Below are 11559 nucleotides of genomic sequence, written 5' to 3' on the forward strand. Positions count from 1 at the left end.
AACCTTAAATAGGTGTCACCAAGAAAAATGAACGGAGAGTTGTCTATATATGACGGCATAGGACAGAAAGTACAGGACTTTGGAATGTTTAATCTTAAAGAAGGGGAAAATGAAATTAAGCTAAATGTAGTTGAATTACCCGTAGGTATGTATTTTATTCAAATAATCAGATTATGGTAACGAAATCTTGAAGGTACTAGGGGAATAAGGACTTATAAATGGTACGAATTGTTTATTTATGGTTTGTAGCGATTAATATGTCACGTAATTACTAACCGAATAATAAAAAAGGAGACCAATTTGGTCTCCTTTTTTTGTTTAAAATAGCTTTTTAAGCTAAGGTTATTCCTCCATAGAATGATACACGTTCTGCACATCGTCATCTTCTTCTAACTTTTCTAAAAGTTTTTCCACATCTGCAGCTTCTTCTTCCGATATGGCTTTAGTTACTTGCGGAATTCGTTCAAAACCTGAGGAAAGTATTTCAAGTCCTCTATTTTCTAATTCTTTTTGTATGGCTCCGAAACTTTCAAATGGGCCGTATATTAAAATACCATCATCATCCACAAAAACTTCTTCTGCACCAAAATCTATAAGTTCTAACTCTAATTCTTCTGGGTCGGTACCTTCTGTCGGGATTCGGAAATTACAGGTGTGGTCGAACATGAATTCTACAGATCCTGAGGTTCCCATATTTCCATTACACTTATTAAAATAACTTCTAACATTCGCAACGGTTCTGGTATTATTGTCCGTAGCGGTTTCAACAAGAATTGCAATGCCATGCGGAGCATATCCTTCAAAAAGGACTTCTTTATAATCTCCTAAGCTTTTGTCACTCGCTCTTTTAATAGCTCTTTCAACATTGTCTTTAGGCATGTTGACTGACTTGGCATTTTGTATAACTGCCCTAAGACGTGAATTGGAATCTGGGTCAGGCCCGCCTTCCTTTACAGCCATTACAATATCTTTGCCTATACGTGTAAAGGCTTTGGACATTGCAGACCATCTTTTCATTTTACGTGCTTTCCTAAATTCAAAAGCTCTTCCCATGGTAAATTATTTTAAACAAATGTACAAAAACAAGAGATGTTCAGAAATCATTGAAATTTCTTTTCTGAACACAATTATCTTATGATTTGACTTGGTTGTTATTATTCGCTTTCTACTATATCTTCAATAATTCGTGCAAGTACAAAATCTTTTTCGGTAACCCCATTTGCGTCATGGGTGCTTAAACGAATATTTACAGTTTTATATACATTGCTCCAATCTGGGTGGTGATTTTGAGCTTCACATTCAAAAGCAATTCGTGTCATAACAGAAAAAGCCTCTTTAAAATCTTTAAACTCGAACGTGGTTTCTATAGCTCCATCCACATATTCCCATCCATCTAATTGACCTAAGTAATCTGCTATTTGTTCATCGGTAAATTTTTCTATTTCTTTCATAATTTCACTAATTTAAAACATGGTGATCAATAATATCTTGAAAAGTAAATTGTAAATTTTTTGGTAATTGATTGGTTTTTGGTAATACTGCCAAATACCTATCCTCATTGGTTGTATAGACTCTTTTTATTATAGGGTTGAAATTACCTACCCGCTCCAAAACTTCTTTAATAAAATCTTCATGATGCGTAAGGTCATTACTTCCTAAATGATAAATTCCTGTTTTATTTCTATTAATAAGGTAATGAATTTGCTGTGTTACCTTGTCATCGTTGGTTACATTTAATATTAAATTTGGAAAAACTTCTATAGGCTCATTTTCAATTATTGCCTTTTTCATATCCCTTATTCTTGGAGAACTATTTCCAAATACCATAGGAATTCTTAAGATTGCCATTTTCTCTTTCGGTAATCTTAAAAGCATATTTTCAATTCTAATTTTCAGTCTACCATAAATACTTTCTGATAGCGTTTTATCCATTTCATAAGATGGATATTTACTATATGCATCAAAAACATTTGCTGATGATATAAAATATAATTGGCAGTTTTCTTTACGAACATATTCTAAAATATGTTCGTGAGCAATGATGAGAGCTGCAAAATTACCTCTTAATGCAGAAATTATAACTTGAGGTTTTACCAATTCCAAAACCTCAACTATATCATCTTCCTCTATATTATAATGCACAAATTGGTTATTCGTAGAATAAGAATTTGCGGCATGGCAATAGGTGCCAAAGGTGTCAAAATATTTACATAGCTCTTTATATATAGCATTGCCAATAAATCCACTACCACCAAGAATCAATATTTTTTTGTTATCCAAACTCAAAAAATAGAAAGTTCTGTTTGTGTCGTCAATCTTTCCAAAGCTAACATTCCCAATTTAGAGTTGCCTTTAGCATTTAGTCCTGGTGACCAAGTTGCCACACAAAATTTATTGGGTAATAACGCAACAATTCCACCTCCTACACCACTTTTACCCGGTAGACCAACTTCAAAAGCAAATTCACCTGCCTCATCATAAAAGCCACAGGTTAACATTAAGGAGTTTATTCGTTTTACCTGTCTGGTAGTAAGAAAAGTGTTGTTTTTTTTGCATTTACCATGGTTAATAAACATAAAAAATGCATTTGCAAGTTGTGCGCAGCTCATTGAAATTGAACATTGATGAAAATAAAAATCTAAAACGGTATCCACATCATTGACCAAATTTTTATAGGATTTTAAAAGATTCGCAGCAGCGTAATTCCTAAATCCTGTCATTTTTTCAGATCGAGCTACTTCTTCATCATAATTTATAGAATCATCATTAGCTAAATTTTTGACATATGCTAGAAAATCCTCTTTCGGATTTTCTAAAAGCGATACTAGGATATCTGCCACAACAATAGCTCCAGGATTAATTAAGGGATTTCTAGGTATGCCATTCTCCATTTCTAATAGAGATAGGTGGTTAAAAGGATCTCCAGAAGGTTCTACGTCTACACGCTGCCAAAGTTTTTCTCCAACTAAACCTAGTGCCATAGAAAGTGTAAAAACTTTTGATATACTCTGAATTGAAAATCGTTCATCTGAATCGCCGGATGAAAAACTTTGTTGCTGAATGTTGATTAAATGAATACCGAACTTAGCCAAATCTACTTTTGCCAATTCTGGAATATAAGTGGCACATAGCCCTCTATTATCTGTCTTGGCAGCAGTAGCATTAATCCCATTAATAATACCTTGAAAGTCTACCATTAAGCTTTGTAAAATGGTAATTTGACTACGGTAGCAGATACTGCATTCTTTCGAATTTGAATTTGAATTTTACTTCCTAGTTCTGAAAAAACAATAGGTACATACCCCAAGCCAATTCCAGTGCCCATTGAAGGTGACATAGTACCCGAAGTAACGACCCCTATGGTTTTTCCATTTCCATCAACTATATCATAACCATGTCTGGGAATGCCTCGGTCATCTAATTCGAAGGCAACCAATTTTCGTTCCAAGCCATGTTTTTTTTCCTTTTCAAGTGCTTCAGAATTAACGAAATCTTTGGTAAATTTTGTAATCCAACCTAATCCTGCTTCAAAAGGAGAGGTTGTATCATCTATATCATTTCCATAAAGGCAATATCCCATTTCTAGTCGTAAAGTATCCCTTGCTGCCAATCCGATTGGTTTTATTCCAAAATCTGCTCCGGCTTCAAATACCTTGTCCCAAATTTGTTTTACATCTTCATTCTTGCAATAAATTTCAAATCCGCCAGAACCCGTATATCCTGTTGCAGAAATAATAACATGTTCAATGCCGGCAAAATCTGCTACTTCGAAATGATAGAATTTTATAGCTGATAAATCTACTGAGGTCAACGACTGCATAGCTTCAACTGCTTTAGGGCCTTGAATGGCTAATAGGGAATAGCCTTCGGATATATTTTTCATATCCGCTTTAAACTTATTATTATAGCTTGAAATATGAGCCCAATCTTTATCAATATTAGAAGCATTCACCACTAATAAATATTGTTCATCTTTAATGCGATATACAATTAAATCGTCAACGATACCACCTGTTTCATTTGGTAAGCAGCTATATTGAGCTCTACCAATGGTCAATTTAGATGCATCGTTTGAAGTTACTTTTTGAATCAAGCCTAATGCATTTGGACCAGAAATTAAAAATTCTCCCATGTGAGACACATCAAAAACACCAACACCTGTACGTACAATTTCATGTTCAGCATTGACGCCTTCATAGGATACAGGCATATTATATCCAGCAAATGGAACCATTTTGGCGCCAAGTGCTTCATGTGTTGTGGTAAGCGCAGTATTTTTCATCTTCTTTAATTTATTGACGATGCAAATTTATCGAAAATAAATAGAAGCAATATTGGGATATAGGGTATTTGGGAAAATATTCTGACCTATTCTGGCAGCTAAGATTTTAAAAGAAAGTTTTTAAGGCCTTCGTAATTTGAAATTTGGATTGATTTCTTGGTTTTACCCATCACTTTTTTAATCTGTGCAGGAATTTCTAATTTCTCGGATAGGGTTTCTTCGACAATATCTAAGAATTTAACCGGGTGGGCGGTTTCTAAGAAAATACCGTATGTATTTGGATACTGTGTTTGATATTTTTTCAATCCAAGATAGCCCACTGCACCATGCGGATCTGCGATATATCCGTTTAAACTATAAATCTCTTTTAGCGCTTCTTTTGTTTGATTATCATCAAAAGAATAGGAGGATAAATTCTTTTCTAATTCCTCGAAATTATCTTTAAATAAATGTCTAATTCTTATGAAATTACTTGGGTCACCAACATCCATAGCATTAGAAATAGTAGCCTTAGATGGTTTTGGGCTATATTCTTTTGTCGACATAAATTGTGGTACCGTATCGTTAACATTAGTTGCCGCGATAAAATGGTTCACCGGCATTCCCAAACGTTGCGCAACGAGACCAGCACAGATATTCCCAAAATTACCAGAAGGCACTGAAAAAATAATTTCCTTTCCTTTTGATTTCGCTTGTTTATAGGCGAAAAGAAAGTAAAAAAGTTGAGGCAACCATCTTGCTACATTAATTGAGTTGGCAGATGTTAGTTTCATGTGTGCTAACAAATCTTTATCCAAGAAGGCATTTTTGACCATGGCCTGACAATCATCAAATGTGCCCTCTACTTCCAATGCTTTAATATTTTGACCTAATGTGGTCAATTGTCGTTCTTGTATATCGCTAACTTTACCGCTTGGGTAGAGAATAACCACGTTAACACCTTTAACGCCAAGAAACCCGTTAGCTACTGCGCCACCAGTATCGCCTGATGTTGCAACTAAAACCGTTATTTTATTTTTTGAAGACCTAGAAAAATACCCTAAACATTGAGCCATAAATCGAGCCCCAACATCTTTAAAAGCCATTGTAGGGCCGTGAAAAAGCTCTAGAGTGCCAATATTTGGTGTAATTTCAACGATAGGAAATTCAAAATCTAATACCTCTTTCAGTATATCTTTCAGCACATTATCAGGAACTAGACCAGATACAAATTGTTGAATAGCTGTAAATGCAATTTCTTCGTTAGATAGGGATTCTATTTTTTCGAAAAAAGAACTGGGTAATGGCTTAATTTCTTCAGGGAAGTACAATCCTTTATCTGGGGCAATTCCGTTAACTACGGCTATATCAAAAGAAACTTCGGGTGCTGTATTGTTTAAACTATAGAATTTCAAGTCGAATGTATTTATCAGTTGTTAATGTAATATTTCTAAAGTTATAAAAGTTTTACGCCTTCCGTATTAACTTTAGAAACATGTATTTCGTAGGCAATGCCAATTTTATCGTAAATCGATTTCATCACATTACCGACCTTTAAAGCAGTTTCTTTTCCTTTGCTAAAAGCAAAAATGGAAGGTCCTGATCCTGAGATACCTGAACCTAAAGCACCTGCTTCTAAGGATACTTTTTTAACTTCATCAAAACCTGGTATTAAGATGGAGCGAATAGGTTCTACAATATGGTCTTCTAATGAACGGCCAATTAATGCGTAATCTTCTTTAAACAAACCTGCTACAAGTCCGCCAACATTTCCCCATTGTTTTATTCCTATTTCCATTGAAATGGTGGTCTTCAATATTTTTCTAGAATCGGAAGTTTTTATTTCAATCTGCGGATGTATAATAGTAACATACAATTCAGATGGCGCCGGTATGGTTACAATATCCAATGGATTATAACTACGTACAAGAGTGAAGCCGCCAAATAGGGCAGGAGCTACATTGTCGGCATGGGCTACATCACTGGCCAGTCGTTCCCCTTCCATGGCAAATTTCACTAATTCGGTCTTATTGAATGGATTACCTAAAAGATGATTCATAGCCCAAACAGCACCAGCAGAGCTAGCTGCACTGCTACCAATACCGCTACCAGGCTTTATTTTTTTATTGATTTCAATTTCAAATCCACCATCATAATCAGAAGCCAATAGAAAAGCATTACCAGCAACACCAGCGACATTGTTCAATGTTTCTTTCGGTAAATCTTGTCCCGAAATTTTGGTGATTTGAATTCCTTTTTTTGAAACTTTCCGAACAATCATTTCATCACCGACCGAATCTAAGGCAACCCCAAGAACATCAAAGCCACATGAAATATTTGCTACTGTTGCAGGGCAAAAAACTTTTATTTCGTTTTGATTCATGTTATAAAGTGTTTTTTGTCTTAAAAGTTTCCTATTCTAATAATATCAGCAAATATTCCCGAAGCTGTTACAGCTGCCCCAGCACCAGCTCCTTTAATAATTAAGGGTTGGTTTGGGTATCGCTCTGTATAAAAAAGTACGATGTTATCACTACCTGCTAAATTATAGAAATCATGCCCTTTTGGTATTTCTTGCAAACCAACACTTGCTTCACCTTCATCGAACTGTGCAACGTATTTCAACCTGCTATTGGCATTTTTAGCACTTGAAAATAAAGATTGAAAATGTGATTCATGTTTTACCAAAGAGGCAAAAAAATCGTTGTTATTGTTGGTGTTTAAACTTTCATCTGGTAAGAATGATTCGTTTTTAATATCGCTAATCTCCAATATGTTGCCGCTTTCCCTTGCTAAAATCAAGATTTTTCGCATAACATCAACACCACTCAAATCTATTTTTGGGTCAGGTTCAGTATAGCCTTCTTCTTGGGCCTGTTTTACAACATCATGAAAGGTGTTCTTTTCGTTGAAGTTATTAAATACAAAATTTAAGCTTCCTGATAAAACGGCTTGAATCTTTAGAATTTTATCCCCGGATGCAATTAAATGTTTAAGAGTGTCAATAATTGGCAATCCAGCACCAACATTGGTTTCAAATAAGAAAGGAGCGTTATAGGTTCTAGCTAAAGATTTTAAATGTGAATAGTTTTCATAGGCAGAGGAACAGGCAATTTTATTACAAGTTACAACAGATATGCTGTTACTTAAATATTCACGGTACGAGCTTGAGACATCCTCACTGGCGGTATTGTCGACAAAAATACTGTTCCTTAAATTTAAGGAATTGACCAATTTTAAAAATTCTGCTTTATCTGCTTTTTGTCCTTGGGATAATTTCTCTTGCCAATCATTTAAATCTATTCCTTTTTCATCAAAATGCATGGTTCTTGAATTGGATATTCCTATTACTCGGATATTCAATTTTAAGTTCTCCTTTAAGAATTTTCGTTGAGACCTAATTTGTTCCAAAAATTTAGCGCCCACATTTCCTACACCCATCACAAATAGGTTTAGTTGCTTAATGTTCTCTTCAAAAAACTCTTCATGTAAAGCGTTTAATGCCTTTTTTACATCTTTTTCATCGATGATACAAGAAATATTTCTTTCTGAAGCTCCCTGTGCAATTACTCGAATATTCACATTGTTTTTTCCAAGAGTACTGAACATTTTACCACTTAATCCTTGGTGACTTTTCATATTGTCACCAACTAAGGCTACAATAGCCAAATCCTTTTCAGGAATAACTTGTTTTATACGACCCCTTTCAATTTCATATTCAAAAGCTTCGTTAACAATACTTACCGCTTTTTCAACATCATCTGCAGAGATACCTACACAAATAGAATGTTCAGAGGAAGCTTGAGTAATAAGTACAACACTAATATCTGCTTGTGATAATACTTCGAAAAAACGTTTAGATATACCTGGTATGCCAACCATGCCAGGTCCTTCTAGAGATAACAAGGCAATATTTCCTATATGGCTTATACCTCTTACGGTTTTACCTTTTTCGTTTTTAGATTTTGTGATTAATGTCCCAGCTTCATCAGGACTAAACGTATTCTTTATTACTATCGAAATTCCTTTTGATAATACTGGTTGAATGGTGGGTGGATAAAGCACTTTTGCTCCAAAATGAGACAATTCCATAGCTTCTTCATAAGATATATGAGGTATTGCTTTGGCTTGTTTTACCATTTTCGGATTGGCAGTATACATGCCGCTCACATCGGTCCAAATTTCTAAAATTTCAGCATCAATGGCAGCTGCGTAAATTGCTGCAGTATAATCTGAACCTCCTCTGCCTAAAGTAGTAGAAACACCTTCTTCTGATGTAGCTATAAAACCAGGGCAAACGATAATCTTCTTGTGTGATGAATTAAAATAGGTTACACAATTGGCATTGGTTTTGGTGAAATTCACCACATTCTTGCCGTTTAATTTGTGCGTGATAATAAGGTCTCTACTATCTTTAAATTTAGCATCTAAATTTTCAGTAATTAGGTATTCACTGATAATATAAGATGAAAGTAATTCTCCATAACTTACAATTTTATCAGAAAGTTTAGGTGTTATTTCACCAATGAAGTATGCGCCTTCTAATAATGTTTCTAAAACATTGAACTCACTTTTCACTTTGCTAAGCACCTTGCTTTGTGCTGTAACAGGTAGTAATTCTTTAACTGTTGCAAGATGCCTTTCCTCAATAGAGGTAAGTACATTTTTATAAGATTGATCTTGTGAAGAAGCCATTGTGCCGGCTTTCAATAATAAATCAGTTACTCCACCAAGAGCAGAGACCACCAATACTATTTGGTCTTGATAGGAAGAAATTATATTTTTAATCTTAACTATATTTTCAGGTTTGGCTACAGATGAACCACCAAATTTTAGAACTTTCATGCTATTGAAATATTGACTTTTAATTTAAGAAATGGTGTAATTAAACACAGAGACGGAGAAATATCGTTATGACCCCCAAGGGGTGAACCATGTGAATGTAGTACCATTAAATTTGGTAAGTGATGTAACATCGAAATTTATGCCTGTCTTATCGCAGTCCATAATACTAATGGTTGAGCGCCAAAAGTAGTACATTTGATATCCCTATCAAATGATTCCACAATTTTTTGTGGAATCGTTACTTTTTAGTAGTAAAATAAATTAAGAATGAAATTATATAGTACAAAACAGATTTATAAAGCAGATCAGATTTCTATTAAAAAAGAAAAAATAGTTAGTGATGAATTAATGGAACGTGCTGCCTTACAGTTGTTTAATTGGATTCATTTACGTATGCAAGGTGCTCCGGTAAAAATTCATTTATTCTGTGGTATAGGAAACAATGGGGGTGATGGAATAGCACTTGCTCGCCATCTATTTGATCATGGTTATAATATTTCAGTTTATGTTATTAATTATAATGAAAAACGTTCCAAAGATTTTTTAATTAATCTCGAAAGATTAAAAACAAGAAAATGTTGGCCAAGTTTCATGAGTTCAGAAGATGAGCTTCCTGAAATAGGGAAGGATGACATTATAGTTGATGGTATTTTTGGGATAGGATTGAATAGAACGCCAGATGTTTGGGTTGCTAAAATTATTCAACATTTAAATAAGTCTGAGGCTTTTATTTTATCTATTGATATTCCGTCAGGTTTATTTACCGACCAAGGTCCAGAAAATCTGGAGGCTATTATAAAATCCAATTTTGTGCTTAGTTTTCAAACCCCTAAATTGGTTTTCTTTCTACCTCAAACGGGTCCGTTTATAGAACAATGGGAGGTGCTGGACATCGGTTTGGATCCTGAATACTTAATGGCTACTGAAACTGACTATGAGTTAATCGGAAAAAATGAAGCCTTAAGTGTTTATAAACCACGTGAAAAGTATACACACAAAGGTACTTATGGGCATGCTCTAATAATTGGAGGCAGTTATGGTAAAATGGGTGCTGTTTGTTTAACAACAAATGCAGCACTTCATGCGGGTAGTGGTTTGGTGACCGCTTATGTGCCGAAAATAGGGTATTCTATTCTTCAGACTTCTCTTCCAGAAGTAATGGTGATAACAGATTCTAACGAGGATATGCTAGAAAGCATGGAGTTTGATTTGGAGCCTACTGTTGTCGGAATCGGAGTTGGAATGGGTACAAATGATAAAACCGTTGCGGGTTTTACTGATTTTTTGAATAAGAATAATTTGCCATTGGTTCTAGACGCGGATGCTCTTAATGTTCTTTCGAAAAACAAAACGCTGTTAAAAAAGATTCCTGAAAATACCATTTTAACTCCTCACCCCAAAGAGTTGGAAAGATTGATAGGAACTTGGAAGGATGATTTTGAAAAGTTAGGAAAGGTTAAGAAATTCACTAAGAAATATAAATGTATCGTAGTAATAAAAGGGGCGCATACAATAGTTGTGCAAAATGATAAAGGCTACCTGAATACCACAGGTAATCCTGGTATGGCAACTGCTGGTTCTGGTGATGTATTGACAGGAATTATAACTGGACTGCTAGCTCAAGGTTATTCAGCATTGAATGCTGCTATATTTGGTGTTTACCTACATGGTAAAGCGGGTGATATAGCCGTAGAAAGTACTGGTTACCAATCTTTAGTTGCGTCTAGCCTTATAAAAAGTATAGGAAGTGCTTATCTCGATCTATTTAAAATACCTGAACAACCTGTAGCAGAAGAACCGAAAGAATAATAATATTTTTCAATTCTAAGTAATTAATAAAGGGATTAAGAATTAACTCTTCTTTTGACCCACTTTAGAGCATTTTCATATTCTATAAAAAACTTCATTGGCTTTTTATAAAACAATTTTTCAATCTTAAAGTTATGCATGTCTATTTCTTTAACCGAAACGATAGCAAATGCTTTAAGGTTGTCTAGTTGTTTTAAGTAGTTATAGATGGTTGGGTCAATTGCGAATGAATTTTTACGAAGACTAATAAATCCGAAATTTTTATCCCTGAAATGAATTTCTGATATACCAATTATTTGATATGCCCTTTCAAGTGTTAGGGTAGCTCCTTCATCAAAGATGGATACCATGTAATTTTCAAATACTTGAATTTTACCAACTTCTAACTCGTACTCCCGTACGATTACCTTCTTCTTTTTGGAGGATTCAATTTTCATTCTGCTCGTATTAATATAGTGTGTCTGAAGCGAAAGTAAATTGAACTTTAATTTTTTGGATAAATTATTAGTTTAAACGCGTAAATATCGTTCGTACTGCGTATGGCGGGTATTGCCTGTATTTGATTTCTTACAATTAGAAATTCATTGTAAGAAAAAGGAGCCCGACTTGGGGGCTCCTTTTCAATATAACTTATATTCTGAATA

The 11559-nt window shown here is 34.6% G+C and carries 11 protein-coding genes; 2 read left to right on the forward strand and 9 right to left on the reverse strand.

Annotated elements, in window-relative coordinates; all coding sequences use genetic code 11:
• The first annotated feature begins 12 nt into the window (after window positions 1-12).
• Entirely contained in the window at window positions 13-180 is a 168-nt protein-coding gene (locus B5X55_RS18675) for a T9SS type A sorting domain-containing protein (RefSeq protein ID WP_143814465.1), read from the forward strand.
• Between the two features lie 162 nt (window positions 181-342).
• On the opposite strand, the gene B5X55_RS10890 is transcribed toward B5X55_RS18675, so the two are convergent.
• The 8 genes from B5X55_RS10890 to thrA form a co-directional block, all read right to left on the reverse strand.
• Window positions 343-1053: a YebC/PmpR family DNA-binding transcriptional regulator gene (locus B5X55_RS10890; RefSeq protein WP_079512654.1), complete on the reverse strand. Its 711-nt coding sequence runs from the start codon at window positions 1051-1053 to the stop codon at window positions 343-345.
• Between the two features lie 101 nt (window positions 1054-1154).
• Window positions 1155-1451 (reverse strand): 4a-hydroxytetrahydrobiopterin dehydratase, encoded by a 297-nt coding sequence (locus B5X55_RS10895; RefSeq protein WP_143814466.1) that lies wholly within the window; start codon window positions 1449-1451, stop codon window positions 1155-1157.
• 7 nt (window positions 1452-1458) lie between these two features.
• Complete coding sequence (locus B5X55_RS10900; RefSeq protein ID WP_079512655.1) at window positions 1459-2280, reverse strand: sugar nucleotide-binding protein; 822 nt, start codon at window positions 2278-2280, stop codon at window positions 1459-1461.
• 2 nt (window positions 2281-2282) lie between these two features.
• Window positions 2283-3197 carry a glutaminase gene (locus tag B5X55_RS10905; protein WP_079512656.1) on the reverse strand — a complete coding sequence of 305 codons (915 nt, stop codon included), beginning with the start codon at window positions 3195-3197 and terminating at the stop codon, window positions 2283-2285.
• Window positions 3197-4282 carry a glycine cleavage system aminomethyltransferase GcvT gene (gcvT, locus tag B5X55_RS10910; protein ID WP_079512657.1) on the reverse strand — a complete coding sequence of 362 codons (1086 nt, stop codon included), beginning with the start codon at window positions 4280-4282 and terminating at the stop codon, window positions 3197-3199. The genes B5X55_RS10905 and gcvT overlap by 1 nt, the downstream gene beginning before the upstream one ends.
• A 98-nt stretch (window positions 4283-4380) precedes the next feature.
• The gene (gene thrC, locus B5X55_RS10915; RefSeq protein ID WP_079512658.1) at window positions 4381-5676 is read right to left on the reverse strand and encodes a threonine synthase; all 1296 of its coding nucleotides are present in this window, start codon (window positions 5674-5676) and stop codon (window positions 4381-4383) included.
• Between the two features lie 41 nt (window positions 5677-5717).
• Window positions 5718-6644 carry a homoserine kinase gene (locus tag B5X55_RS10920; protein WP_079512659.1) on the reverse strand — a complete coding sequence of 309 codons (927 nt, stop codon included), beginning with the start codon at window positions 6642-6644 and terminating at the stop codon, window positions 5718-5720.
• 20 nt (window positions 6645-6664) lie between these two features.
• Window positions 6665-9106, reverse strand: coding sequence for a bifunctional aspartate kinase/homoserine dehydrogenase I (gene thrA, locus B5X55_RS10925; RefSeq protein ID WP_079512660.1), 2442 nt, complete (start codon window positions 9104-9106; stop codon window positions 6665-6667).
• Between the two features lie 267 nt (window positions 9107-9373).
• On the opposite strand from thrA, the gene B5X55_RS10930 reads away from it, so the two are divergent.
• Window positions 9374-10915 (forward strand): NAD(P)H-hydrate dehydratase, encoded by a 1542-nt coding sequence (locus B5X55_RS10930; RefSeq protein WP_079512661.1) that lies wholly within the window; start codon window positions 9374-9376, stop codon window positions 10913-10915.
• Window positions 10916-10950: 35 nt separating this feature from the next.
• On the opposite strand, the gene B5X55_RS10935 is transcribed toward B5X55_RS10930, so the two are convergent.
• The gene (locus B5X55_RS10935) at window positions 10951-11352 is read right to left on the reverse strand and encodes an STAS/SEC14 domain-containing protein (RefSeq protein WP_079512662.1); all 402 of its coding nucleotides are present in this window, start codon (window positions 11350-11352) and stop codon (window positions 10951-10953) included.
• Window positions 11353-11559: the final 207 nt, after the last annotated feature.

It is taken from the genome of Maribacter arcticus (genome assembly GCF_900167935.1).
In the GTDB taxonomy this organism is placed as follows: domain Bacteria; phylum Bacteroidota; class Bacteroidia; order Flavobacteriales; family Flavobacteriaceae; genus Maribacter; species Maribacter arcticus.

Bases quoted from the DNA above. Each gene is read 5' to 3' on its own strand.
- B5X55_RS10890 (WP_079512654.1), bottom strand. From the start codon at position 1,053: ATGGGAAGAGCTTTTGAATTTAGGAAAGCACGTAAAATGAAAAGATGG.
- B5X55_RS10895 (WP_143814466.1), bottom strand. From the start codon at position 1,451: ATGAAAGAAATAGAAAAATTTACCGATGAACAAATAGCAGATTACTTA.
- B5X55_RS10905 (WP_079512656.1), bottom strand. From the start codon at position 3,197: ATGGTAGACTTTCAAGGTATTATTAATGGGATTAATGCTACTGCTGCC.
- gcvT (WP_079512657.1), bottom strand. From the start codon at position 4,282: ATGAAAAATACTGCGCTTACCACAACACATGAAGCACTTGGCGCCAAA.
- B5X55_RS10920 (WP_079512659.1), bottom strand. From the start codon at position 6,644: ATGAATCAAAACGAAATAAAAGTTTTTTGCCCTGCAACAGTAGCAAAT.
- thrA (WP_079512660.1), bottom strand. From the start codon at position 9,106: ATGAAAGTTCTAAAATTTGGTGGTTCATCTGTAGCCAAACCTGAAAAT.
- B5X55_RS10930 (WP_079512661.1), top strand. From the start codon at position 9,374: ATGAAATTATATAGTACAAAACAGATTTATAAAGCAGATCAGATTTCT.
- B5X55_RS10935 (WP_079512662.1), bottom strand. From the start codon at position 11,352: ATGAAAATTGAATCCTCCAAAAAGAAGAAGGTAATCGTACGGGAGTAC.